The sequence below is a fragment of the Sphingomonas sp. GW821-FHT04B01 genome, assembly GCF_059420425.1.
Genome location: NZ_JBWKTR010000005.1, coordinates 167,348 through 191,717, shown reverse-complemented (window position 1 = coordinate 191,717; position 24,370 = coordinate 167,348). Strand labels below are relative to the sequence as shown.

The following is a 24,370-nucleotide window of genomic DNA, read 5'->3' as shown; positions in this document are numbered from 1 at the left end:
TTATTGTCCCCGCGCCTGCGCCTGCTCCACCGGCACCACGGGCAACAGCACCGCGCTCGGCGTCGCACCGCCGCGGCGCAATGTCACCGTCGCCTTCTTGTAGTCCGCCGGCTTGGCGAAGAAGATGTTGGGCACATAGGTCTGCGGGTTGCGGTCGTAGAGCGGGAACAGGCTCGACTGCACCTGCACCATCACGCGATGCCCCGGCTGGAAGACGTGGTTCACCGTCGGCAGACGGAAGCGGTAATGCTGCACCTTGTTGGCCGGAATCGCGCTCGGTTGCGCGAAGCTGTCGCGATAGCGGCCACGGAAGATGTCGAGGCTGATCGGCAGCTGGTATCCGCCCATCTTCGGATCGGTGGCATTCTCCGCCGGATAGACGTCGATCACCTTGACGACGAGATCGCCGTCGGTGCCGGTCGTCGCGGCATAGAGATCGGCGATCGGCGCGCCCGACACGCGCATCGCCGCGGTCAGCACCGGCGTCGTATAGGTCATCACGTCGGGCCGCCCGTCCGATCCGCGCTGGTCGCTGACCAGCCAGTCGCCCCAGCGCCCGTCCTTGAAATTGACCGGGCGCGGCAGGTGCGGCACCGGCTTGGCAGGATCGGAGACGTAGCTGTCGCCGCCCGCCGCCGCCTTGTTGAAGCCGAGCCAGCCGTCCGCCTGGAGATAGATCGGCTTGAGCGGCGCCGCGCAGCCGCTCTCGCAGGCGAGCGGCCAGTTGGCGAGGCGATCCCAGTGATTCTCGCCAGTGTTATAGATCGCCGCCTGCGGCAGGTTCGCGGCCGGACCGTCCTTGAGATATTGGTCGAACAGCGGCAGCACCATCTGCTCGCGGAATTGCGCGGCGGTGTCGCCGTCCCACTGGAACGGCCCGAGGCTGCGGCCATCGCGATTGACCTGGCTGTGCCGCCACGGCCCCATCACGAGGAAATTGTTGCCCGCCTTGCCCTTGGCCTTGAGCGCCTCCCATGCGGTGATCGCGCCGTACATGTCCTCCTGGTCCCACAATCCCTGTTCCCAGAGCGTGGGCACGTTCGACGGATTGGCGGCGAGCATCTTGTCGAGCGCCTGCCCCTGCCAGAAGTCGTCATAGGCGGCATGCTGCGACATCCGCTTCCAATAAGGGAGCTGGTCGTAGCCCGACTTCTTCGCCCAATCGCCCGCGGAGCCGACCTCGCGGAAATTGTCGTAATCGTCCCAGCCTCCCGTCGGCGGCACGGTGCCGTTGCCCTTGTAGCCGGTCTGCCCGCCGAGCCAGGCGATGTTGGCGAGACGGAAGGCGCCGTAATGGAACCAGTCGTCGCCCATCCAGCCGTCGATCATCGGGCTTTCCGGTGCCGCGACCTTGAGCGCGGGATGCGGCGCGAGCAGCGCCATCACCACGGTGAAGCCTTCGTAGGACGAGCCGATCATGCCGACGCGGCCGTTCGACTGCGGCAGGTTCGTCTTGTTCACCAGCCAGTCGATCGTGTCATAGGCGTCGGTGACGTGATCGACCTTGGTCGGGTTGAGCGGTCCGATCACCGGGCGGGTGACGACGTAATCGCCTTCCGACCCGTATTTGCCGCGGACGTCCTGATAGACGCGGATGTAGCCGCCCTTGACAAAAATCTCGTCGGCGAGCGGCAGAGTCGCCAACATCGACGCGCTGTCGCTGCGGTTGGCGCGTGCCTTGGCGTTATAGGGCGTGCGGGTCAGCACGATCGGCGCGTTGGTCGCGTTCCTGGGGATGACGATGACCGTGTAGAGCTTGGTCCCGTCGCGCATCGGGATCATCACTTCGCGCTTGATGTAATCGTTGGCCGTGTCGACCAGCTTGAACTGCGCCGGAATATCGCCCGCCGGCTGTTGCTGCGCCTGCACGCCGACCGAGAGCAGGGCAAGCGAGGACAGCAGGATGGCGCGCATGGAAATCTCCGGCAGAAGGGGTGACCTATGCTAGGCCCGACACGACGCGAACGGCAAGGGTCGATATGGCAGGCGGGCTCGCGTCAGTTCGCCCAGGCGGCGATGTCGTCCTGCAGGCCGATCAGCGCGAGGCCGTGCGCGATCGAGGTGAGTTCGCCGCCGGTCGCGATCCGCTCCGAACCGAACCGCGCGTCGAACAGCCGGCGGATGCGCGGGGTGAGCGAGGTGCCGCCGGTCAGGAAGACGCGGTCGATGTCCGCCGCCTCAACCCCGGCGCTGGCCAGCGCGCTGTCGACCGCGGCGTCGATACGCAGCATGTCGGGCGCGATCCACACCTCGAACTGGTCGCGCGTCACCTCCGCCTCGATCGCGAGGCCGGCGCCCTCGAACACGAAACGCGCCTGCTCCGCCTCCGACAGCGCGCGCTTCAGCCCGCCGACCGCGTCGTAGAGCCGGTAGCCGAGTTCCTGCTCGATCACCGCGATCATCCGCCCGATCGCCTCGGGATCGAGCGCCGAGCGGCGGAGTTTCTCCAGCTCGGCGAGCGTCCGCTTGTTGCGCATCAGCGCGAGCCGCGACCAGTCGGCGAAATCGGCGAAATAGCCGCCGGGGATCTCGAGCACCTTGTCGAACGAACGATAGGATCCGCCCTTGCCGAGCAAGGGCATCACCAGCCGGTCGACGATCCGCTGGTCGAACCGGTCGCCGGCGATGCCGACGCCGGCATGGCCGAGCGGCACGCAGCGTCGCGCCGCGCCCGGCACGTCGACGCGCACGACCGAAAAGTCGCTGGTGCCGCCGCCGAAATCGGCGACGAGGATCGTCGCGCGCTCGGTCAGCCGCGCCGCATAGCTGAACGCGGCGCCGAGCGGTTCGTAGACGTAATGGACCTCGGCGCCGAGCGCGCCAAACACCAGATCGTAGCGGCTGCGTGCCAGCGCCTCGTCGGGGCGGCTGCCGGCATAGGCGACCGGCCGGCCGACGACGACCCGCGCCATCGGCCCGTCGAGCCGGCCGCGCGCGCGGGCCCGCATCTTGTCGACGAACAGCGTCCCGAGGTCCTCGAAACGCAACCGACGTTCGAAGACGTTGGCATGTTCGAAGGTGGCGCTGGCGGCGACCGACTTGAACGACTGGATGAAGCGGCTGCCCTCGGGGAAGTCGAGATATTCGCGGATCGCCCACGGCCCCGCCTCGGAGGCGAGCCCGCCGCGAACGTCGCCGTCCTCCCAGAAACACAGCGCCGAACGGAACACCGCCTGCGCGCCGTCGGGCGCGTCGAGCATGACGAGTTCGGCCGCGTCACCGCGCGCGATCGCGGCGACCGAGTTGGTCGTGCCGAAGTCGAGGCCGAGGGCGGGAAGCGAAGCGGTCATCCGCGCGGCTTTGTCATGGCGTGCGGGCGGGCCGCAAGTACGGAAACGACCCCCGTTACCCCGGGACCTCTCCCCACCCACCCGTCACCCCGGACTTGTTCCGGGGTCCACCCAGCCGCAAGGGCACGCTATCCCCTCAAGCCGGCCTCCTCGCCGCAGAGTGGACCCCGGAACGAGTCCGGGGTGACGAGCAGGAAAGTCGAACGTCACCCCGGAAACCTCCGCAACCCCCGCTTGTGCGCCGCCCCGAAGCGCGGCACCTTCGCCCCCATGAAACGCCTGCTCCCGCTCGCCCTGTTGCTGGTCGCCGCGACAGATCCCCGGCCGCCGATCCTCTCGCCCGAGCGGATCAAGGCTGACGTCCGCACGCTCGGCGCGGACGGTTTCCACGGCCGCGGCCCGACGCAGGCGGGCGAGCCAGTCACGCTCGATTTTCTCGAACAACGCTTCGCCAAGCTCGGCCTCAAGCCGGCCGGGGACACCGGCTATCGCCAGCGCGTCCCCCTGCTCCGCTGGACGCGCGAGCGGGCCGAGATGACGCTCGACCTCGGCGGCACCGCCCTCTCCCTGCGGCCCGGCGTCGAAATCTCCGCCAGTTCGCGCATCGTCGGCGAGACGCGGCTCGACCGCATACCCGTGGTGTTCGTCGGCTATGGCGTGGTCGAGCCCAGGCTCGGCTACGATCCCTATCGCGGCGTCGATGTGCGCGGCAAATTGGTGGTGGCGCTGGCCGGCGATCCCGATGTCGAGGCGGGGCGCGATCTCGGCTTCGGCGGCCGCGCCTCCAGCCCCGCCGCGCGCACCAAGCTCGCCGAGGCGCAGAAGCGCGGCGCCGCCGCCTTCGTGCAGATCCACGACACCTTCCCGTCGAGCTATCCGTGGCTGCAACTGGCGAACGGCGATGCGGTGCCGGGCTATGCGCTCGATACCGGCAATGTGCCGCCCGCCTTCGGCCTGCGCGGCACGCTGCGAAACGACATCGGCGTCCGGCTGCTCGCGCAGGGCGGGCTCGACTATGCCGCGGCCAAGCGCGCCGCGCAGCGCGCCGACTTCACCGGCATCGTCCTGCCGGGTGCGACGTTCAGCGCGACGCTGACGACGCGGCTCGATCGCGCCGAAAGCCACAATATCATCGGCATCCTGCCCGGCAGCGATCCCGCCGCGGGCAGCATCCTCTACGGCGCCCATTGGGACGCCTATGGCGAGAACGATTTCGACCCGCCCGCCGACCGCATCCGCAACGGCGCGATCGACAATGGCACCGGCACCGCGACGCTGCTCGACATCGCCCGCGTCTTCGCCGCCGCACCGCGTCCGCGCCGCTCGGTGGTGTTCGCCTTGTGGACCGCCGAAGAAAAGGGCCTGCTCGGCGCCACCTGGTATGCCGATCACCCGGCGTTGCCGCTCGCGACCACCGCCGCGCAGTTCAACCTCGACCCGCATGTCGTGCTCGGCCGCACCCGCAATCTCGAGCTGATCGGCGTCGGCCGCACGCCGCTGGAGGCCGATCTTGCCCGCGTCGCCGCGGCACAGGGCCTGCGCGTCGACCCCGAGGAGAATACCGAAGCGGGCTGGTATTACCGCTCCGACCATTATGCCTTCGCCGCCAAGGGCGTGCCAGGCGTCTATTTCCGTGCCGGCCGCGACGTCGTCGCCGGCGGCATGGCGACGGGCGAGGCGAAGCGCAGCGCCTATAACGCGCGCTGCTATCACCAGACCTGCGACGAATATGACGCGCGCTGGGACATGACCGGTGCGGCGCAGGAAGGCAGCGTCGCCTATACGCTCGGCCGCGAGATCGCCGAGGGGCGGACGTGGCCGGGCTGGAACGCCACGGAACCCTTTGCCGCGGAGCGCGCTAAGACCGATACGGCACGACGGTGACGCGGCTAGGCGCTAGACGTCGAAACGCCTAACGAGAATCAGCACCGGGACCGTCGTCATCCGGAAACGTCTTACGGAGACCGGATTGGCACAGGCTATACGATCGACCCAGGCATCCACCGGCATTTCGGGGCTCGATTACGTCCTCAACGGCGGCCTGACGCCCGAGCGTCTCTATCTCGTCGAGGGCACGCCCGGAACGGGCAAGACGACGCTGGGGCTCGGCTTCCTGCTCACCGGTGCCGCGATCGGCCAGGCCGGCCTGTACGTCACGCTTGCCGAGACGAAGGTGGAGTTGCTCGCCGTCGCCGAGACGCACGGCTGGTCGCTCGATCCGATCACCGTCTTCGAGATGGTACCCGCCGATGGCTTGGGCGACGATCAGGAACAGACGCTGTTGCATCCCAGCGAAGTCGAGCTGGGCGAGACGGTGCGCGCGATCATGGCCAAGGTCGACGAACTGCGCCCGGCGCGCGTCGTCATCGACAGCCTGTCCGAACTGCGTCTGCTCGCACAGAGCCCGATCCGCTATCGCCGCCAGATCCTGGCGCTGAAGCATTTCTTCTCGACCCGCCAGTGCACGGTGATCGTCCTCGACGACAAGAGCGGGACGGGCAACGACCTGCAATTGCATAGCATCGCGCATGGTGTGATCGCGCTCGAACAGACGCTCTCGGGATTCGGTGCGCAGCGGCGACGGCTGCACGTCGTCAAGATGCGTGGCGTGCGCTTCCGCGGGGGATATCACGATTTCGAGATCGAGCGTGGCGGCCTGACGGTCTATACCCGGCTGACCGCGGCCGATTATCAGGCCGAGCACGACCTCGAAATCGTGTCGACGGGATCGGAGGCGTTCGACGCGCTGCTCGGCGGCGGTCTCGTCCGCGGCACGGCGACGCTGTTCACCGGCCCCGCCGGCGTCGGCAAGACGACGACGACCGTGCAATGCATGATCGCGGCGCTGCGCCGCGGCGAAAATGCCGCCTATTTCCTGTTCGACGAGCGCACACCGACGCTGCTCGCACGGTCGCAGGCATTGGGGATGGACCTGCATCCCTATCTCGCCAACGGCCAGTTGACGCTGCGCGCGATCGATCCCGCCGAACTGTCGCCGGGCGAATTCGCCGCGACGGTCCGCACCGCCGTCGAGGACGATGCGGCGCGCATCATCGTCATCGACAGCCTAAACGCCTATCTGCAATCGATGCCAAGCGAGCAGTTCCTCATGCTCCAGATGCATGAGCTGCTGACCTATCTCGGCCAGCGCGGCGTCGCCTCGCTGCTGATCCTCGGGATGCACGGCATCCTCGGCGACGTGCGGGCGGACATCGATCTCAGCTATCTCGCCGACACCGCGGTCCAGCTCCGCTATTTCGAGGCGTTCGGCGCAGTGCGGCAGGCGATTTCGGTCATCAAGACGCGCACCGCCCGCCACGAGCGTACGATGAGGGAATTCCGCATCGGCGACGGCGGCATCCATCTGGGCGAACCGCTGGCGTCGTTCCAGAACGTGCTGGGCATCGCGCCGAGCTTTTCGGGCGAGAGCAAGGCGCTGCTCGCGCGGGCCGACGGCGGTGGCGGATGACGATGGACGATCGCGTCCTCATCCTCGCGCCGCGGGGGCGCGATGCCTTCGTCGCCGCCGACCTGCTGCGGCGTGGCGCGATCCCGGCGGAGATCGTACCCGATCTGGCGACGCTCGTCGCCGAACTGGCGCGCGGCGTCGCCGCGGTGCTGATCACCGAGGAGGCGCTGGTCGCCGGCGACCGGTCGGCGCTGGCCGCCTGGGTCGCGGCGCAGCCGACCTGGTCCGACCTGCCGTTCGTGATGCTCGCCAACGGCGGCCGCGCGCCGCGCTCGCCGGCGGCGGCGCAGCGGCTCGACGAACTCGGCAACGTCGTGATGCTCGAACGGCCGCTGCATGCCGAGGCGATGCTGGGCGCGGTCCGCTCGGCGATCAAGGCGCGGCAGCGGCAATACGAGCTTCGTACCGCCGCCGCGACGCTGGAGGCGGCGGTGGCGCAGCGTACCGCCGAACTCGAGGCGGCGCGCGACAGCCTCGAATTCGCGCTCGAGGCGGCGGGCATGGGCAGTTGGGACCTCGACGTCGCCAGCGGCGATATCCGCCGCAGCCCGCGCCACGACGAGATCTTCGGCTATGGCGAACCGCAATCCTATTGGTCGGTCGAGCGGCTGATCGGCCATGTCGACCCGGCACAGCGCGACGAGATCGCTGCGGCGCTAACCGATGCGGCGCGGACCGGCTCGCTCGATGTCGAATGCGCGATCCAGGGTGCCGACGGCAGCCGTCGCTGGATCAGCAAGAAGGGGCGGATGCGCTACGATGCCGATGGGGCGCCCGAACGGCTGACCGGCGTCGTCGCCGACATCACCACGCGGAAAGAGGCCGACGCCCAGCTCGCCCAGGCGCAGAAGATGGACGCGATCGGCCAGCTCACCGGCGGCGTCGCGCACGATTTCAACAATCTGCTCACCCCGATCGTCGGCAGCCTCGATCTCGTCCGGCGGCGGCACAAGGATGACGAGCGTACGCAGCGGATGGTAAGCGGTGCGATGCAGGCGGCCGAGCGTGCTGCGACGCTGACCCAGCGGCTGCTCGCCTTCGCACGACGCCAGGCCTTGCAGCCAAAGGCGGTCGACGTCGGCGCGCTGATCGAGGGGCTGGTCGATCTGATCCGCCGCTCGCTCGGGCCGACGATCAAGGTGACGATCGAGGTCGCCGACGATCTGCCGTCGGCGCGGGTCGATCCCAACCAGCTCGAACTCGCCCTGCTCAACCTCGCGATCAATGCGCGCGACGCGATGCCGGGCGGTGGCCAGCTCACCATCTCCGTCGGCGGCGCCGCGGTCGACGAACGCAACGCCATCGGCCTGTCCGCCGGCCGCTACGTGCGCATCCTGGCGAGCGATACCGGCATCGGCATGGACAAGGCGACACTGGCCCGCGCGACCGAGCCATTTTTCTCGACCAAGGGCGTCGGCAAGGGCACCGGGCTCGGCCTGTCGATGATCCACGGCCTCGCCGCGCAATCGGGCGGGACGCTGACACTGTCGAGCGAGCCGGGCCGCGGCACCCGCGTCGAACTATGGCTGCCGGCGACGCAAGAGGAACCCGCGGTGGTCGCCGACCACCGTAACGAGCCGGTCACCGCGCGTCGCGCCGCCAAGATCCTGCTGGTCGATGACGAAGACATCGTCCGCTTCGCCACCGCCGACATGCTGCGCGACATCGGCTATCAGGTCGTCGAGGCAGCGTCGGGCAGCCAGGCGCTGGCGGCGATCCGCGGCGGCGTCGACGTCGACCTGCTCGTCACCGATTATCTGATGCCGGGGATCACCGGCGCAGCGCTGATCAGCGAATTGCGCGCCACCGGCCACCCTCTGCCCGCGCTGCTGATCACCGGCTATGCCGCGACCGGCGCCGACGTGCCCGGCGACGTGCCGCGGCTCGCCAAGCCGTTCCGCCAGGTCGATCTCGCCGCGCGCGTCGATGCGCTGCTCCACCAGCCGCCCAAGACCGCCAAGGGGTTACGCGTCGTCCGCTGACCCCAGGCGCGGCAGACGGACGATCGCGCCGCACGGCGGCACTGCCGCGATCATCCGTTCGAGCGGCAGGCCGGCGAGCCGCGTCCGGATCGCCGCGATCGGTCCGCCATGGCTGATGACCAGCACGTTCTCCGCGCGCGGCAGCGCGTCCCACGCGGCGCCGGCACGGCGGGCGAGGTCGAGCCCGGTCTCGCCGCCACCGGGGCGGAAGTCGCGCGGATGCGTCATCATCCGGTCCATCAGGTCGCCGGTCTCGCGCCAGATCGCATCCCAGCGTCGCCCCTCCCAGGTTCCGAAATCGCGCTCCAGCCACCGGGGATCGTCCTGCACCGGCCGCCCCGTCAGCCGCGCGACCATCCCGGCAAGTCGCCTTGTGCGGATCGCGCCGGAATGGACGATCGTCGCGAACGGTTCGGCGGCGAGTTCGGTCGCCAGCCGTCGCGCCAGCGCGGCGCCGTCGCGGCTCCACCCCATGTCGGACCGACCGTAGCACCGCCCCGCCCACGCCTTCGCCACCGGCGGATGGCGGACGAGCAGCACCTGCGCGATCATCCCGCCGCCACTGCGAGCAGCAGCGTCAGCTGACCGGCGTAGGCGGCGAACCCGAGGCAATCACCGGTGCTGCCGCCGATCCGCCGCCGCAGGAAGCGCGCCAGCCACCCCAGCACCGCCACGCCGATCGCGGCAGCGACCAGCAGCGACAGCGGGCTCAGCCACGCCAGCGGCAGCACGCCCGGCACCGTCAGCGCCAGCGCGGCGAGCGCCCGGCGCGGCGGCACCCCGCCGGCCCGCGCCGCCGTCCCCGTCGCCACCGGCGGCAGGATCGCGACGAGCAGCACCGCCCACAACCGCCCCACCGCCGCCGCCGCGACGATCGCCGCCGCCGCCAGCATCGGCGGCAGCGCGCCGATCGCCGCCAGCCGCAAGCCGACCATCAGCCCCAGGCCGAGCGCCCCATAACTGCCGATCCGGCTGTCGCGCATGATCGCGAGCGCGGCCTCGCCGCGCGCGCTGCCGCCGAAGGCGTCGCAGAAATCGGCGACGGCATCCTCGTGCAAGGCACCGGTCAGCAGCGCCTCGACCGCCAGCGCGAGCAGCGCCGCGATCATCGGCGGCCACAGCGCCTGCGCCGCGACGAAGACTGCGGCGGTCACTCCCCCGATCAAGGCGCCGACGAGAGGCAGCCACGCCATCGCCCGGGCGAACCCGTCCGCCGCCGCCGCCGCGTCCAGCCGCGCCAGTGCCGGCACCGGCAGCCGGGTGAGGAACTGCACCGCCAGCAACGGCGGTGCCCACAGCGGCGCGCGCGCCATCAATCCGCCCGCTCGGCACCGATCGCATCAAGCCGCGCGACGTCGCACAGCACCGCCGCCGCCGCGTCGAGCAGCGGCAGCGCGACGAGCGCACCACTTCCCTCGCCCAGCCGCATGCCCCAATCGAGCAACGGCTCCAGCCCGAGCTGAGCGAGCGCCGCGGCATGACCCGGTTCGGCGGAGCGATGCCCGGCGATCATTGCCCGCACGCTGCCGGGGGCGAGCCGCTCTGCGACAAGTGCCGCCGCCGTGGCGACATAGCCGTCGAGCAGCAGCGTCGCGCCGCGTGCCGCGCCGCGTGCGAAGAAGCCCGCCATCGCGGCGATCTCATAGCCGGCGACCGCGGCGATCGTCCCTAGCGTGTCCCCGGCGAGCCCCGGCGCGACCCGCGCGACCGCGTCGGCGACGATCCGCGTCTTGTTAGCGACGATCGCCGCATCGGCGCCGGCACCCCGCCCGACCGCCGCCGCGGCGGGAAGTCCGGTCAGCAGCACGGTGAGCGCCGCGGCAGGCGTCGTATTGCCGATCCCCATCTCGCCGGCGATCAGCAGCGCCACGCCGTCGTCAATCGCAGCATCCGCCTCCTCCGCGCCGACCTGCCACGCCGCCTCGAACTGCGCCGCCGTCATCGCCGCGCCCTGCGCAAGGCTCGCGGTGCCGTCCGCCACCCGCGCGTCGCAGAAGAAAGCGGGCGCGTGCTCGATCCGCGGCCCCGCGACGCCGACGTCGACCAGCCGCAGCGGGCAATCGTGCGCCGCGGCGAGCGCGTTGCTGGTGGCGCGGACGGTGAGGATCGTCGCGACCATCATCCCCGTCACCGCCGAGGGCCAGGCCGACACGCCATCGGCGACGCAGCCGTGATCGCCGGCGAACAGCACGATCCGCCGCGGCCGGGTGCGCGGATCGAGCCGATCCTGCGTCCGCGCCAGCCGCACCGCGATATCCTCCAGCCGCCCCAGGCTGCCGCGCGGCTTGGCGAGCGCATCGAGATGGGCGCGAACGTCGGCGTCGGTCATGCGGCGGTCCTTGCAAGCGCGATCAGCGCGTCGATGTCGAGCACCCGTTCCAGCGTCGCGGCGATCGCGTCGAGCGCCGCATCGATCGCCTCGCGCCGGTCGAACCCGTCCGAGACGACATTGAGCGGGGCGAGCAGATGCGCGCGTGCGGCGGGGTCGTCGAACAGGCCGTGGACGTAGCAGCCGGCGATGCGGCCGTCCTGAGCCCGCGCGCCGTCGGCGACGCCATCGGCGAAGCGGAGCAGCGGCGGCGTGCCCGCATCGGGCGTCGTGACGCCGGCGTGAATCTCATAACCGGTGAAGCCGATGCCCGCGTCGATCTCGCCGGTGATCGGCCGGGTCCGCTTGTCCGCGGCGATCACCGTGTCGACCGGCAGCAGCCCGAGGCCCGCGACCGTCTCCGCCGGCCCCTCGATCCCCAGCGGATCGGCGACCGTCCGCCCGAGCATCTGATAACCACCGCAGATGCCCAGCACCCGCCCGCCACGCCTAACATGCGCGGCGAGGTCGACGTCCCACCCTTGCGCACGGAAAAACGCGAGGTCGGCGATCGTCGCCTTGCTCCCGGGCAGCACGACCAGCGCCGCATCGCCCGGCAGCGGCCGGCCCGGCGGGATCATCGCCAGCCGCACGCCCGGTTCGTGCGCCAGCGCGTCGAAATCGTCGAAATTGGCGATCCGCGACAGCATCGGCACCGCGATCGTCACCCCCGCGCCGCCGCTCTCCCGCCCGAGCGCCACCGCATCCTCGGCGGGCAGCCGCGCCGCCTCCGCCAGCCACGGCACGACACCGATGCTGCGCCAGCCGGTGCGATCGACGATCGCGGTCGCGCCGTCCTCGAACAATGCGGGGTCGCCGCGGAATTTGTTGACGATGAAACCGCGGATCATCGCCGCATCGTCCGCGTCGATCACCGCCCGCGTCCCGACCAGCGACGCGATCACGCCGCCGCGATCGACATCGCCGACCAGCACCACCGGCACCCCGGCTGCCCGCGCGAAGCCCATGTTGGCAATGTCGTTGCGACGCAGGTTGATCTCGGCCGGCGACCCCGCCCCCTCGACCACGACGATATCCGCCGCCGCCGCCAGCCGCCGATAGGCATCGAGCACCTCGCCGAGCAGATCGGGCTTGCGCCGCCAATAGTCGCCCGCCGCGAGCGTTCCGCGTGACCGGCCGGCGACGACGAGCTGCGAGGTGCGGTCGCTCTGCGGCTTGAGCAGCACCGGGTTCATGTCGACGTGCGGCGCGACGCGCGCGGCGATCGCCTGCAACGCCTGCGCGCGGCCGATCTCGCCGCCGTCGGCCGTCACCGCGGCGTTGTTCGACATATTTTGCGGCTTGAACGGGCGGACGATGAGGCCACGGTTGGCGAACGCGCGGCACAGGCCGGCGACGAGCACCGACTTGCCGACGTCCGACCCGGTCCCCTGCAGCATCACCGCGCCCATGCCATGGCTCCGACGAGGATCCACAGCAACAGGCAGGCGATGCGATAGATGCGCAGCGCCCGCGCCAGATCGGCGGCATCGGGCAGCGGCCCCGCGCCCAGCACCGCGCGCTGCGCCGGCTCGCCGTCATAGCATATTGCGCCGCCCAGCCGCCGCCCCAGCGCCCCCGCCATCGCCGCCTCGGGCCAGCCGCCGTTGGGCGAGGCATGGCGGCGCGCATCGCGCAGCATCGTGGCCCAGCCGCCGCCACCCGCCAGACAGACCAACATGCCCGACAGCCGCGCCGGCAGCCAGTTGACCAGATCGTCCGCACGCGCCGACGCCCAGCCGAACCGGACCAGCCGCGGCGTCCGATGGCCGACCATCGAATCGGCGGTGTTGATCGCCTTGGCGGCGAACAGCCCCGGCAGGCCGGCGACGAGGAACCAGCAGGCGGGCGCGACGACGCCGTCGCAGAAACTCTCGGCAAGGCTCTCGATCGCTGCGACGGCGACGCCGCGCTCGTCGAGCGTCTCGGTATCGCGGCCGACGATCATCGCCACCGCGCGCCGCGCCGCGGGCAGGTCGCCGCGAGCGAGCGGCCCCAGCACCGCCGCGACATGATCGTGGAGGCTGCGCTGCGCCAGTCCGGTGGTGCCGATCGCCACCACCGCGACCAGTCCCCAGCGCTGCCCCGCCAGCCGCTCGATCGCGCCGCCGGCCAGCGCCGCCAGCCCGACCAGCAGCGCCAGCAGCGCCACCCCGCCGAGCCGCTGCCGCACCGCGTCGCCGCGGTTCCAGCGCCGCTCGACCCCATCGATCAGCGCCCCCACCGCCACCACCGGATGCCGCCAGCGCCGCGGATAGCCGAACGCCGCCTCCGCGATCAGCACGAGGAGCAGCGGCAGCGCATGGCTCACCGCGTGATCGGCAGGATGAAGCGCTGCCCGGCGGGGGTGACGCCGATCTCGACCTCCACCCCATAGGCTTGCGCGATCAGCGGCGCGGTCAGCACCGTCTCCGCCGGCCCAGCCGCGACGACGCGCCCGCCACGCAGCAGCACCGCGTCGTCGGCGATCCGCGCCGCGAGATGCAGGTCGTGCAGCACCAGCACCACGCCGCTGCCGCCCGCGGCGACACCGCGCAGCCGCGCGAGCACGTCGAGCTGGTGCGCCGGATCGAGGCTGGCGAGCGGCTCGTCGGCGAGCAGCCAGTCGGGCTCGCCCGCCAGCACCCGCGCGAGCAAGGCCCGGCCGCGCTCGCCGCCGGACAGCCGCTCGACGCCGCGCGTCGCGAAGCCGGTCATGTCGGTCGCCGCCAGCGCGCGCGCCACCGCGGCGCGGTCGTCGTCGGTCTCGCCCCAGCGGCCGCGATGCGGCAGCCGCCCGAGCCCGACGAGCGTCGCGACGTCGATATCCCAATGCACGTCCGCCGCCTGCGGCAGCAGACCGATCGCGCGCGCCCGCGCCCGCCGGTCGAGCGCCTGCACGTCGACCCCGTCGAGCGTCGCCGCGCCCTGGTCCGGCCGGCGCAGCGCGGCGAGACAGCCAAGCAACGTGCTCTTGCCCGCACCGTTCGCGCCGAGCAGCGCGGTCACCCGCCCGCGCCGGAAGGCGAAGCTGACGTCGTCGAGCACCCGGTTGCCACCGAGCGTCAGGCCGATCCCCTCGGCCGCGAGTCCGGTCATGCGAGCCTCCGGCGCATCGCGATCAGCAGATAGAGGAAGAACGGCCCGCCCAGCATCGACATCGCGATGCCGAGCCGCAACTCGCTGACCGTCGGCACGATCCGCACCAGCGCGTCGGCCAGCGTCAGCAGCAACGCGCCGCCCAGCGCCGAGGGCAGCAGGATCGCCGACGGCCGGTGTCCGGCGAACGGCCGCACCATATGCGGCACGATCAGCCCGACGAAGCCGATCTGTCCCGCCGTCGCCACCGAGGCGCCGACGGTCAGCGCCACTCCGGCGATCACCAGCCGTTGCAGCCGCGCCGGATCGACCCCCATCGACCGTGCCGCCTGTTCGCCCAATGTGAGCGCATCGAGCGAGCGGCCGGTGGCGAACAGCAATGCCGCGCCGACCGCGACCAGCGGCGCAGCGACCTTGACGTCGTCCCAGCTCCGGTCGGTCAGCGCGCCGAGCAGCCACGTCACGATCTGCGACGAGACGAACGGCGTCGGCGCGAGGCTGATCGCCAGACTGGTCAGCGAGCCGAAGATGCTGGTGAGGATCATCCCCGCCAGCGTGAACAGGATCAGGCTCCCGGAGCGGCCGGCGATCAGCGCGAGCAACGCCATCGTCACCCCCGCGCCGACCAGCGCGAAGCCCGGCAACAGCCACATCTGCGCGGCATAGCCGAAATAGAGCGCCAGCACCGCGCCGAACGCCGCGCCGGTCGACACGCCGAACAGCCCCGGATCGGCGAGCGGATTGCGCAGATAGCCCTGCATCACCGCCCCCGACAGGCCGAGCGCCGCGCCGACGACCAGCGCCAGCACGGTGCGCGGCAGGCGCAGCTCGACGATGATGATCGAGCGCGGATCGGCGGCGGTCCACGCGTCCCACGGCACCCACACCTTGCCCGCCGCGACCGACAGCGCCGCGACGGCAAACAGCGCGACCAGCAGTCCGATATTGAGCCGCGTCATGCCCCGAATCCCCCGCGCACCTGCCGCAGCCGCGCCATCGCCGCGATGATCGTCGGCCCGCCGCAATTCATCAGCCGCGTCGGATAGGGCGCGACGGTGATCCGCCCCGCCAGCCGCCGCACCGCCGGATGCGACGTCATCCGGTCCTCGCCGACGTCGGCCGCGGCGGTCGACAGCAGCACGCGCGGCGGCCGCGCAACGAGATATTCGAGCGGCAGCACGTCCCATTTCTTGAGGCCGTAGGTCGCGCTCATGTCGCGAAACCCGGCGCGGCGCAGCAAGTCGGCGGACAATGTGCCGCTGCCCGGCACCAGCCCGCCCGACTGCCAGATCAGCGCCGGCACCGGCGTCACCGCCGCCGGCCGCGCCGCCGCCGCGATCCGCGCCGCCAACGCCGTGCCGCGCTGCGGATGGCCGACGACCCGCGCGATATCGCGCACCTGCTCCTCGCTTTCCGTGACCGTGTCCGGCACTGGATATTGGACGATGCGGATCTTCATCCGGGTCAGCGCCGCGATCGTCGCGGGCGCGACGTGCGGGCCGGTTAGCACCATGTCGGGCGCCAGCGCCACCACCTCCTCCGCCGTCCCCGAGGTTGCGGCGAAGCGCCTCGCCTGCGCCAGCGGGATCGAGGTCGCTCGCGGGTCCTGCGAATAATGGCTGATCCCGGCGATCTGCGCGGGGTCGGCGACGTGCATCAGCACCGCGTCAATACACGGATTGATCGATACGATCCGCGGCGGCCGCGGCGGCGGGGCCGCCGACACCAGCGGCAGTGCGGCGAGCGCGACGGCGAGCGGCCGGATCAATATTCGACGCCCTTCTGCGCCTTGAACCCGGCGTTGTACGGATGCTTCACCTCACCGAATTCGGTGACCAGATCGGCGATCGCCAGCAATTCGGGCTTGGCGTGGCGGCCGGTGATGCAGATATGCTTGGTCAGTGGCCGCTCCTTGAGGAACGCCACGATATCGTCGATCGGCAGCGTCCCGTCGCGCAGCACGATGTTGAGCTCGTCGAGGATGACGAAATCGATCTCGGGATCGAGGATCATCGCCTTCGACCGCTCCCACGCCGCCTGTGCCGCGGCGATGTCGCGCGCGCGATCCTGCGTGTCCCAGGTGAAGCCCTCGCCCATCACCTCGAAGGTGGCGAGATCGGGATGCGCCTCGAAGAAATTGCGCTCGCCCGTCTCCCATTTGCCTTTGACGTACTGGAGGATCGCGACCTTGAGGCCCCAGCCGATGCTGCGGATCGCCATCCCGAACGCGGAGGAGGATTTGCCCTTGCCGTTGCCGGTGTGGACGATCAGCAGCCCGCGTTCGAGCGTGCGGCGCGCCTGCATCTTCTCGCGCGCCGCGGCGACCTTCGCCATGCGGGCGTTGTGGCGGGCATAGTCGTCGGTCATGAGCGATACTCCTCGAGGGCCGCGGCGAGGCGGGTGAGCGCGGCCGCACCGCGCGGCAGGCCGATGCGCAGCCGGTCGGCCCGGTCGGCGAAGGGACGGGTCAGGATAGCATGATGCGCGAGCGTCCCGAACAGCCGCGCGGCATCGTCGCAGGCGACCAGCCGGAACAAGGGCGCGCTGCCGGCCAGCGCCAGTCCGGCCTCGTCCAGCACCGTGTCGAGCAGCGCGCCCGTCTCGACGATGCGGCTCGCCTGCGCACGCCGCCATGCGATATCGCGATAGGCGGCGGTGCCGATCGCGACCGCCGGCGACGACACCGGCCAGTCGCCGAGCATCGCACGCAGCCCGCCGGCGATCCCCGCCCCCGCCACCACGAAGCCGAGCCGCAAGCCGGGCAGGCCGTAGAATTTGCCGAACGAGCGCAGCACGATCAGCCGGTCCGACGCGTGCGGGCACAGACCGGCGGCGGGATCGGTATAGGCCTCGTCGAGCACCAGCGTCATCGGCGCGGCCAGCAGATCCACCGGGTCGGCGACGCGCCCGTCTGGATTGGCCGGGCTCGCCAGCACGAACAGGTCGTGGTCGCCCGGCCCCTCCGCCACCAGTTCCGCCTCCGGCCATGCCGCGCGATGCCCGGCATAGCCGGGATGGCGCACCGCCGGCGCGCGCGCGCCGATCAGGGGCGCGAGCAGCCGCATCGCCAGATCGGTCCCCGGCACCGCGACGACCTGCGCGGGGTCGGCGACGCCGAACGCCCGCGCCGCCGCCGCCTCCAGCGCCGCAATCTCCGCCGGCTCGGGCAGGCGATCGAGTCCCGCCAGCGTTTCGAACGGCCAAGACCACGGCGCAATGCCGGTCGACAGGTCGATCCAGTCCGCGCCGCCGAACGCCGCGCGCGCCGCCGCCACCCGCCCGCCATGGGCGCAGAAGGTGGCCCAAGGATGGGGGACAGGGGCGCGCGGGTCGATCATCAATAGGTCAGGCGGACGCCGCCGAAGGCGCCGCGCCCCGGCTGGCCATATTGCAGGATCGTCTGATAGCGCTGGTCGAACGCATTCTCGATCCGGCCATAGACCTCGACATGATCGACGATCGGGAAGGATGCGCGCAGGTCGGTGACGACATAGCCGTCGAGCCGCTGCGAGTTGGATGCGTTGTTGAAACTGTCCCCCACTGCGGTGACGGTCGCGCCGGTGGTCAGCCCGAACGGCCAGCGATAGTCGGCGTTGACCGACACGCTGTTATCCGGCCGTCGTGCTAGGTCGCGGCCGGCATTGGCGGTGCCGGTCGAGCGGTTCTTGGCGTCGAGATAGGTATAGGCGGCACTGACCGTCAGCGCCTCGACCGGGCGCAGCGTCAGCGCGAATTCCACACCCTGCGCCCGCGCCCGCGCGACATTGTCATAGGTGCCGAACGGCCGGTCGGCACAAATCCCCACGGACGTGTCGCAGGACACGAAATTGATGAGGTCGAACGAGGTGCGGCGGAAATAGGTCGCGCTCGCCTCGACCGCGCCGTCGAGCGCCTTCTGTGCCACGCCCGCATCCCAGCCGCGCGAGCGTTCGGGTCTGAGCCGCGCATTCCCATATTCGCTCTGCAACTGATACAGGGTCGGCGCCTTGAACCCCTCGGAATAGCTCGCGCGGAACGCGGTCGCGCCATCGTTGGGTGAATAGACGCCGCTGGCCGAGACGGTCGTCGCTCCGCCGAAGATATTGTGGTCGTCGTGGCGCACGCCGCCGGTCGCGGTCAGCCCGGCGACCGGCGTCACCGCGAGCTGGCCGTAGACGCTGAAGATCCGCGCCCGCCCCCGGGTCGCCGGTCCGCCGTAGCTTGCCGTGGTGAAGCGCGACACCTCGCGCTCCGCGCCGAAGGTGGCGAACACCGCGGAACCAAGATCGGCGACGCCCTGATATTCGATCCGGTCGTTGCGCCCCTTGCCGGCGAACGTCTCCGTCGGCGTGCCGTCGGGATCGTAATTGTGCCGGTCGGTATCGGTATGCGCATAGCCGAAGCGGTTGCGGAACCGGCCGTCGAACAGCGCCGCATTGAGTCCGGCATAGCCCGTCCATTGCTCGCTCGTGCCATATTCGCGCGTATCGCCAAAGGCGAAGGTGGGCGGCGGGAAGCCGTCGATATCAGTGCGGCCGTTGGAATAGAAACCGCGCACATCGAGCGAGACGGTCGGCGCCAGCGCGATGCCGAGGCTGCCGTTGGCGGCATAATTGCGATAGCCGTCGCGCTCCGTGCCGGGCGCATAGGCCGAGATGCCCTCGGTGGTGTAATAACCGCCGCCCAGGCTCGCCGACACCGGCCCCATCTTGCCCGAGACGTTGGCGAAGCCCTGCCCGGTTTCGTGCCAGCCGCCCTCGACGCGCGCGTTGACCGCGACCTGCTCGGTCGACTGGCGGGTGATGAGGTTGACGACGCCGCCGATCGCCTGACTGCCCCACAGCACCGATTGCGCGCCGCGCAGCACCTCGATCCGCGCGATATTGCCGATCAGCAGCCCGCCGAAGTCGAAGCCGCCGCCCGGCGACGAGGGATCGTTGAGCTTGATCCCGTCGATCAGCGCGACGGTCTGGTCGCTCTCCGCGCCGCGGATGTTGACCGAGGTCGCGGTGCCGACGCCGCCGTTGCGCGTCACGCTGACGCCCGGCGTCTGGCGCAGCAGATCGGCGACGACCACCGCCTGCCGCTGGGTGATCGTCGCGGTGTCGAGGACGGTCACCGCCTGGCCGACGGTAGATGCGGGTCGCGCCTCGCGATTGGCGGTGACGAGGATGTCGCTGCCGGCGTCGGCGACCTGCTCAAGGCCGCTGGTCGATTGCGCGGTCTGGGCGAAGGCAGGTGTCGCGGCCGCGATGCACGGCAGCAGGATGAGACAGGCGTAGTTCTTCACGATGGTTTCCCCCTTCGTTGCAACAACGGGAGCACGCACCGCGGATGTGCCGGAACCGGTCTGTCCGCCGCGCAACGCCCCCAACATCGTCGTCTCGCGAGGAAATCCTCGATCGTGCCGGCACACCCCGTCCGGACGAAGGACAACCGCGACGGGCAGGTCTCCTGGCTCGCGGGTCGTCGCCCTGCCCGGCCTTCCCGGATCGGGATGATCCAGTGGCGCGCGGGGAGCAGGGCTCGCCGGTCACAGTTGCGGGGGCAGCCCCGGCTGACGAGCTGCAAGGCTCGCTTCCGGGTTCCCTTTTCATCCCATCTCTGGGAACCTGTCGCATCGGCGCCCCTAGAACCCCGCGGAGACGAAGGCAAGATGATCGCAGCCAAGACGCTGTTCCTGGGTGGTGCCCGCTCGGGCAAGAGCCGGCTGGCGCAGGCCGCCGCCGAGCGCTGCGCCGGCCCGCTCCACTATCTCGCCACGGCCGAGGCGTGGGACGGCGAGATGACCGACCGGATCGCCCGCCACCGCGCCGACCGCGACACGCGCTGGACGACCGTCGAATGCCCGCTCGCGCTGCCCGAGGCGGTCGCCGCAATCGAGGATGGCGCGATCCTGATCGACTGCCTGACGCTCTGGCTGACCAACGTGATGCTCGGCGAGCACGACGTCGCGGCGCGGTCGGACGCCCTGCTCGCCGCGCTCGCCGCGACCCCGCTGCCGCTGTTCGTCGTCAGCAACGAGGTCGGCCTCGGCATCGTCCCCGACCATCCGCTCGGCCGCGCCTTCCGCGACGCCGCAGGCCGGCTCAACCAGCAGGTCGCCGCCGCGATGCGCGAGGTCTATTTCGTCGCCGCCAGCATGGTGCTGCCGTTGCAGCCGTTTCCGGGGAGGGACTGAGCCGCCCCTGACCCGTTCGTGCTGAGCCTGTCGAAGCACGGTGAGACTCACCTGCCCTTCGAGGAGCGCAGGGCGAACGGTCGCCCCCCTCTTTCACCCCATCAGCAACCGATATCCCACGCCCAGTTCGTTGGCGATCACGCTCCCGGTCGCGTTCGGCTCCTCCAGCTTCAGGCGCAGGTTGCGCACGACGATGCGCAGATATTCCACCCGCGGATCGTCGTCGCCGCCCCACGCCGCCGCGAGGATTCGCTGGTGCGTCACCACCCGGCCGGGGTGGCGGGCAAGCACCGCGAGCACGTCATGCTCCTTGCGCGTCAGGTGGAACGCCTCGCCGCCGCGGCGGACGAGGCGCTGGTCGAGGTCGATCTCCAGCCCGTCGCGGCGGATCACGCTCGCCGCCGCCGCATCGATGCCGCGGTGGCGCAGCGCCGCGCGCAGCCGGGCGAGCAATTCCTCGCCGTCGAACGGCTTGGTGACGTAATCCTCGGCGCCGAGATCGAGCGCCGCGACCTTCTGATCGGTCGCGTCGCGCGCCGAGACGACGAGGATCACCGCGTCGCCCGCCCGGCGGATCAGCGGCACCAGTTCGAGCCCGTCGCGATCGGGCAGGCCGAGGTCGAGCAGCACCGCGTCGGGCGTCTCGGCGGCGACCGCGGCCAGCGCCTCGCGGCCGTTGATCGCCTCGACCACCGCATAGCCGGCGCGTTCGAGCGTGTTGCGCAGCAGCCGGCGGATCGGCTGTTCGTCGTCCACCACCAGGATCTTGGCCGCCATCAGTCGCTTTCCTCCACCATGTCGCGCACGATCAATGCCGCCGGAAAGGACAGGCCGAAGCGCGCGCCCGGCCGGTCCTGCCGGTTCGCGGCCTCGACGCCGATACCCATCGCCGCTGCGAACGCCTTGACGATCGCCAGCCCCAGCCCGGTGCCGCCGATCGCGCGATCCGAACCGGCGAAGCGGCGGAAGGTGTCGAACACCTCCGCCTCGCGCCCCGGCGGCAGGCCCGGCCCCTCGTCCTCGACCGACAGCAGGATGACGCCGTAGCGATGGCGCGCCTCGACGCGGATCGGCGTGCCGGGATCGGCATAGCGGCCGGCATTGTCGAGCAGGTTGAGCAGGCAATGGTGGAGCAATTGCTGGTCGGCGCGGACCAGCGGCAGGTCGGGCGGCACGTCGAGCTGCACCGCATGTCCGTCCAGCGCACGGCGGGCGTCATGCGCCGCGCCGGCGACCGCATCGGCGAGATCGACCGCCTCCATGCGCAGCGTCAGCGCCCCCGCCTCGACCCGCGCCATGTCGAGCAGGTTGGCGACGAAACGATGCAGCCGCGCCGCCTCGCCCTCGATCGTCGCGATCAGATCCGGGGTGGCGCCATGGTGCAGCTGCGCCGCCGCGGCGATCACCGCGGTCAGCGGCGTGCGCAGATCGTGGCTGACCGACGACAGCAGCGCGGTGCGCAACCGCTCGCGCTCGCGCATCGCGCCGAGGTCGCGCGTCTCGATCTCCAGCCGCAGCCGTTCGAGCGCCAGCGTCGCCTGTTCGATCAGGTTCAGGAACAGCGGGATCTGGTCGGGGCGCAGCGGATCGCCGCCCGCCTCGTTGGCGAGGCCGAGCACGCCGAGCGTCCGCTCGCCGGTCACCAGCGGCTGGAAGAACCATTGCGAGGCGGCGAGCGTCGCCGAACCGCGCCCGGCGGGCGTGCCGCCGTCATAGGCCCATTGCGCCGCCGCCATCTCCATCGTCTCGAGCCGATAGTCGCTGCCGTTCGCCGCCTGCACCGCCAGCCCAGCCCCCTCGGCGACGAGCATCACCGTGCGCAACCCGAACAATTGGCCGACCTCGTCGCAGATCGCCTGCGCCACCGCGACGGGATCGTTCAGCCGGGTGAGCTGGCGCAGGAAGCCGGCGAGCGCCGCATTGGTCCGCGCGCTCGCCGCGGCGATATCCGCCTGCGCGCGCACCCGCGCCGTCAGATGGCTGGTCGCGATCGCGATGCCGAGCAGCACCAGCACCGACACGACGTTTTCGGGATTGCTGATCGTCAGCGTGCCGGTCGGCGGCAGGAAGAAGAAATTATAGGCGATGCTCGACGCGAGCCCGGCGAACAGCCCGGTCCACAGGCCGAACAGGCTCGCCGCCATCATCACCGGCAGCAGATAGAGCAAGGCAACGTTGCCGAGGTCGAGGATGTGGAACAGCGCGCTGGCGACGCCGGTCACCGCCGCGACCATCGCGCCGGTCCAGGCGTAGCCGCTCCGGCTGCCCCAGCGATCGACCGGCGCCGCCCGGCGGCCGCGCGCCGCGGCGGGCATCGGCAGCACGTGGATCGCGATGTCGGGCGTCTCGCGCACCAGCCGGTCGACGATCGAGCCGTGGCGCAGCTCGAACCAGCGCGAGCGCGTCGACTTGCCGACGATGAGCTGCGTCGCGCGCGCCTCGCCGACATAGGCCTTGAGCCCGGCGAGCACGGTCTGCGCCGGCACCGCCGCCGCCGCGCCGCCGAGCTGCGTCGCGAGCGTCATCCCCTTGGCGACCTGGCGGTGCTCCGCCGCGGCGAACGCTTGCGTGCGCGGCGTCTCGACGAACACCGCGGTCCATGGCGCGTGCAGCGCGTCGGCGAGCCGCTTGGCGGCGCGGACCAGCGATTCGACTCCCGCCGCCTCGCTGACCGCGACGACGACGCGCTCGCCGCCCGCCCAGGTGCCGCCGACACCGAGCGCGCGGACATGGTCGAGCATCTGCGCATCGACCGCCTGCGCGGCGCGGCGCAGCGCCAGCTCGCGCAACGCCGACAGATTGGTCTTGGAGAAGAAATGCGCGAGCGCCCGCGTCGCCTCCTGCGGCAGATAGACCTTGCCCGCCTTCAGCCGCTCGATCAGCTCGTCGGGCGGAATATCGACGACCTCGATCTCGGCCAGTTCGAGGATGCGGTCGGGCACCGTCTCGCGCACCCGCACGCGGGTGAAGCCGGCAACGACGTCGTTGAGGCTCTCGACGTGCTGGATGTTGACCGTCGAATAGACGTCGATCCCCGCCGCGAGCAGCTCCTCGACGTCCTGATAGCGTTTGGCGTGGCGGCTGCCCGGCGCATTGCTGTGCGCGAGTTCGTCGACCAGCACCAACCGCGGCATCCGCGCCAGGATAGCGTCGATATCCATCTCGGCGAGGCCATGGCCCTCGTGCGTCACGATCCGCCGTGGCACGATCGTATAGCCGCGGGTCAGCGCCTCGGTCTCGCTGCGGCCGTGCGTCTCGACCACGCCGATGACGACGTCGACGCCCTCGCGCGCCCGCGCCGCCCCCTCAGACAGCATCTCGTAGGTCTTGCCGACGCCGGGTGCGGCGCCGAGGAAGATCTTCAGCCGCCCGCGCCCCTCCTGCGCGGCGTGGCGCAGCAGGGCGTCGGGATCGGGGCGGGCGGCGGCGTCGCTCAACGGCCTGCGTCGAGCGCCCGGTTGAGCGCGAGAACGTTGACGTGCGGATCGCCGAACGGCGAATCCTCCACCTGTCGCTCGACCAGTGCACGCACCGTCGCGACCGGCAGGCCACGGACCCGGGCGACGCGAGGGGCCTGCGCCAGCGCCGCGGCGGGCGACAGATCGGGGTCGAGACCCGAGCCGCTGGCAGTAACCAGATCGGCGGGCAGCGGCCCGGTCACGCCTTCGCCGCGGCGCTTCGCCACGTCGGGGGTGACGCGATCGACCAGCGCCTTGCTGGCGGGGCCGAGGTTCGAGCCCGACGAGGCGAGCCCGTCATAGCCCTTGCCGGCGGCCGACGGCCGCGTCTGGAAATAGCGGTCGCTGACGAACGCCTGCCCGACCACGGTCGAGCCGATCACCCTGCCGCCGGCGGTGACGAGGCTGCCATTGGCCTGAGCGGGAAAAAGCGTCTGTCCGATACCGGTCATCGCAAGGGGATAGCCGATCCCGAGCAAGGCTGCGAACAGGATCGTCAGCACGAGCGCGGGACGGAGCGCGGAAGTGAAATCGGAAGTCATCGTCGGTCCTTTCGCCCCTCCCG

At 71.0% G+C, this 24,370-nt stretch carries 20 protein-coding genes and 1 riboswitch; of the genes, 4 read left to right on the top strand and 16 right to left on the bottom strand.

What is annotated here, in order from left to right:
- Together AC07UH_RS13815 and AC07UH_RS13810 are read right to left on the bottom strand one after the other, a co-directional pair.
- A complete protein-coding gene (locus tag AC07UH_RS13815; protein ID WP_495181639.1) occupies positions 1-1,914 on the bottom strand; it encodes a CocE/NonD family hydrolase in 1,914 nt (637 codons plus the stop codon).
- Positions 1,915-1,997: 83 nt separating this feature from the next.
- Positions 1,998-3,290 carry an Hsp70 family protein gene (locus AC07UH_RS13810; protein WP_495181640.1) on the bottom strand — a complete coding sequence of 431 codons (1,293 nt, stop codon included), beginning with the start codon at positions 3,288-3,290 and terminating at the stop codon, positions 1,998-2,000.
- A gap of 270 nt (positions 3,291-3,560) precedes the next feature.
- Here AC07UH_RS13810 and AC07UH_RS13805 point away from each other — a divergent pair, with 270 nt between their 5' ends.
- The 3 genes from AC07UH_RS13805 (at position 3,561) to AC07UH_RS13795 (ending at position 8,741) form a co-directional block, all read left to right on the top strand.
- Positions 3,561-5,174, top strand: a complete 1,614-nt coding sequence (locus tag AC07UH_RS13805) for a M28 family peptidase (protein WP_495181641.1) — start codon at positions 3,561-3,563, stop codon at positions 5,172-5,174.
- Positions 5,175-5,259: 85 nt separating this feature from the next.
- On the top strand, positions 5,260-6,759 hold the full coding sequence (locus tag AC07UH_RS13800; RefSeq protein ID WP_038665762.1) for an ATPase domain-containing protein: 1,500 nt from the start codon (positions 5,260-5,262) through the stop codon (positions 6,757-6,759).
- A gap of 2 nt (positions 6,760-6,761) precedes the next feature.
- Positions 6,762-8,741 (top strand): ATP-binding protein, encoded by a 1,980-nt coding sequence (locus AC07UH_RS13795; protein ID WP_495189901.1) that lies wholly within the window; start codon positions 6,762-6,764, stop codon positions 8,739-8,741.
- On the opposite strand, the gene AC07UH_RS13790 is transcribed toward AC07UH_RS13795, so the two are convergent.
- The 11 genes from AC07UH_RS13790 to AC07UH_RS13740 are packed head-to-tail and all read right to left on the bottom strand — an operon-like array spanning position 8,724 to position 19,456.
- The gene (locus AC07UH_RS13790) at positions 8,724-9,293 is read right to left on the bottom strand and encodes a histidine phosphatase family protein (RefSeq protein WP_495181643.1); all 570 of its coding nucleotides are present in this window, start codon (positions 9,291-9,293) and stop codon (positions 8,724-8,726) included. The genes AC07UH_RS13795 and AC07UH_RS13790 overlap by 18 nt on opposite strands.
- Entirely contained in the window at positions 9,290-10,054 is a 765-nt protein-coding gene (locus tag AC07UH_RS13785) for an adenosylcobinamide-GDP ribazoletransferase (RefSeq protein WP_495181644.1), read from the bottom strand. Before AC07UH_RS13785 ends, AC07UH_RS13790 begins: the two co-directional genes overlap by 4 nt.
- A complete protein-coding gene (gene cobT / locus AC07UH_RS13780) occupies positions 10,054-11,070 on the bottom strand; it encodes a nicotinate-nucleotide--dimethylbenzimidazole phosphoribosyltransferase (RefSeq protein WP_495181645.1) in 1,017 nt (338 codons plus the stop codon). The genes AC07UH_RS13785 and cobT overlap by 1 nt, the downstream gene beginning before the upstream one ends.
- On the bottom strand, positions 11,067-12,521 hold the full coding sequence (locus tag AC07UH_RS13775; protein ID WP_495181646.1) for a cobyric acid synthase: 1,455 nt from the start codon (positions 12,519-12,521) through the stop codon (positions 11,067-11,069). Before AC07UH_RS13775 ends, cobT begins: the two co-directional genes overlap by 4 nt.
- Positions 12,509-13,420: an adenosylcobinamide-phosphate synthase CbiB gene (cbiB, locus tag AC07UH_RS13770; protein WP_495181647.1), complete on the bottom strand. Its 912-nt coding sequence runs from the start codon at positions 13,418-13,420 to the stop codon at positions 12,509-12,511. Before cbiB ends, AC07UH_RS13775 begins: the two co-directional genes overlap by 13 nt.
- Positions 13,417-14,187: an ABC transporter ATP-binding protein gene (locus AC07UH_RS13765; RefSeq protein WP_495181648.1), complete on the bottom strand. Its 771-nt coding sequence runs from the start codon at positions 14,185-14,187 to the stop codon at positions 13,417-13,419. Before AC07UH_RS13765 ends, cbiB begins: the two co-directional genes overlap by 4 nt.
- Positions 14,184-15,146 (bottom strand): FecCD family ABC transporter permease, encoded by a 963-nt coding sequence (locus AC07UH_RS13760; protein ID WP_495181649.1) that lies wholly within the window; start codon positions 15,144-15,146, stop codon positions 14,184-14,186. Before AC07UH_RS13760 ends, AC07UH_RS13765 begins: the two co-directional genes overlap by 4 nt.
- Positions 15,143-15,955, bottom strand: coding sequence for an ABC transporter substrate-binding protein (locus AC07UH_RS13755; RefSeq protein WP_495181650.1), 813 nt, complete (start codon positions 15,953-15,955; stop codon positions 15,143-15,145). The genes AC07UH_RS13760 and AC07UH_RS13755 overlap by 4 nt, the downstream gene beginning before the upstream one ends.
- Positions 15,952-16,554: a cob(I)yrinic acid a,c-diamide adenosyltransferase gene (gene cobO, locus AC07UH_RS13750; protein WP_495181651.1), complete on the bottom strand. Its 603-nt coding sequence runs from the start codon at positions 16,552-16,554 to the stop codon at positions 15,952-15,954. Before cobO ends, AC07UH_RS13755 begins: the two co-directional genes overlap by 4 nt.
- Entirely contained in the window at positions 16,551-17,525 is a 975-nt protein-coding gene (locus AC07UH_RS13745; protein WP_495181652.1) for an aminotransferase class I/II-fold pyridoxal phosphate-dependent enzyme, read from the bottom strand. The genes cobO and AC07UH_RS13745 overlap by 4 nt, the downstream gene beginning before the upstream one ends.
- On the bottom strand, positions 17,525-19,456 hold the full coding sequence (locus AC07UH_RS13740) for a TonB-dependent receptor plug domain-containing protein (RefSeq protein ID WP_495181653.1): 1,932 nt from the start codon (positions 19,454-19,456) through the stop codon (positions 17,525-17,527). The genes AC07UH_RS13745 and AC07UH_RS13740 overlap by 1 nt, the downstream gene beginning before the upstream one ends.
- Positions 19,457-19,593: 137 nt before the next feature.
- Positions 19,594-19,797: riboswitch (cobalamin riboswitch) on the bottom strand.
- A gap of 28 nt (positions 19,798-19,825) precedes the next feature.
- Between AC07UH_RS13740 and cobU the strand changes: the two genes are divergently transcribed.
- Positions 19,826-20,347: a bifunctional adenosylcobinamide kinase/adenosylcobinamide-phosphate guanylyltransferase gene (cobU, locus tag AC07UH_RS13735; protein ID WP_495181667.1), complete on the top strand. Its 522-nt coding sequence runs from the start codon at positions 19,826-19,828 to the stop codon at positions 20,345-20,347.
- 93 nt (positions 20,348-20,440) lie between these two features.
- Here the strand turns inward: cobU and AC07UH_RS13730 are convergent, their stop codons facing one another.
- The 3 genes from AC07UH_RS13730 to kdpC are packed head-to-tail and all read right to left on the bottom strand — an operon-like array spanning position 20,441 to position 24,347.
- Positions 20,441-21,124: a response regulator transcription factor gene (locus tag AC07UH_RS13730; protein ID WP_495181654.1), complete on the bottom strand. Its 684-nt coding sequence runs from the start codon at positions 21,122-21,124 to the stop codon at positions 20,441-20,443.
- Positions 21,124-23,784, bottom strand: coding sequence for a DUF4118 domain-containing protein (locus AC07UH_RS13725; protein ID WP_495181655.1), 2,661 nt, complete (start codon positions 23,782-23,784; stop codon positions 21,124-21,126). The genes AC07UH_RS13730 and AC07UH_RS13725 overlap by 1 nt, the downstream gene beginning before the upstream one ends.
- A complete protein-coding gene (gene kdpC, locus AC07UH_RS13720; protein ID WP_495181656.1) occupies positions 23,781-24,347 on the bottom strand; it encodes a potassium-transporting ATPase subunit KdpC in 567 nt (188 codons plus the stop codon). Before kdpC ends, AC07UH_RS13725 begins: the two co-directional genes overlap by 4 nt.
- Positions 24,348-24,370 lie beyond the last annotated feature (23 nt).

Bases quoted from the DNA above. Each gene is read 5' to 3' on its own strand.
- AC07UH_RS13815 (WP_495181639.1), bottom strand. From the start codon at position 1,914: ATGCGCGCCATCCTGCTGTCCTCGCTTGCCCTGCTCTCGGTCGGCGTG.
- AC07UH_RS13810 (WP_495181640.1), bottom strand. From the start codon at position 3,290: ATGACCGCTTCGCTTCCCGCCCTCGGCCTCGACTTCGGCACGACCAAC.
- AC07UH_RS13805 (WP_495181641.1), top strand. From the start codon at position 3,561: ATGAAACGCCTGCTCCCGCTCGCCCTGTTGCTGGTCGCCGCGACAGAT.
- AC07UH_RS13795 (WP_495189901.1), top strand. From the start codon at position 6,762: ATGGACGATCGCGTCCTCATCCTCGCGCCGCGGGGGCGCGATGCCTTC.
- AC07UH_RS13790 (WP_495181643.1), bottom strand. From the start codon at position 9,293: ATGATCGCGCAGGTGCTGCTCGTCCGCCATCCGCCGGTGGCGAAGGCG.
- AC07UH_RS13785 (WP_495181644.1), bottom strand. From the start codon at position 10,054: ATGGCGCGCGCGCCGCTGTGGGCACCGCCGTTGCTGGCGGTGCAGTTC.
- cobT (WP_495181645.1), bottom strand. From the start codon at position 11,070: ATGACCGACGCCGACGTTCGCGCCCATCTCGATGCGCTCGCCAAGCCG.
- AC07UH_RS13775 (WP_495181646.1), bottom strand. From the start codon at position 12,521: ATGGGCGCGGTGATGCTGCAGGGGACCGGGTCGGACGTCGGCAAGTCG.
- AC07UH_RS13765 (WP_495181648.1), bottom strand. From the start codon at position 14,187: ATGACCGGACTCGCGGCCGAGGGGATCGGCCTGACGCTCGGTGGCAAC.
- AC07UH_RS13760 (WP_495181649.1), bottom strand. From the start codon at position 15,146: ATGACGCGGCTCAATATCGGACTGCTGGTCGCGCTGTTTGCCGTCGCG.
- cobO (WP_495181651.1), bottom strand. From the start codon at position 16,554: ATGACCGACGACTATGCCCGCCACAACGCCCGCATGGCGAAGGTCGCC.
- AC07UH_RS13745 (WP_495181652.1), bottom strand. From the start codon at position 17,525: ATGATCGACCCGCGCGCCCCTGTCCCCCATCCTTGGGCCACCTTCTGC.
- AC07UH_RS13730 (WP_495181654.1), bottom strand. From the start codon at position 21,124: ATGGCGGCCAAGATCCTGGTGGTGGACGACGAACAGCCGATCCGCCGG.
- kdpC (WP_495181656.1), bottom strand. From the start codon at position 24,347: ATGACTTCCGATTTCACTTCCGCGCTCCGTCCCGCGCTCGTGCTGACG.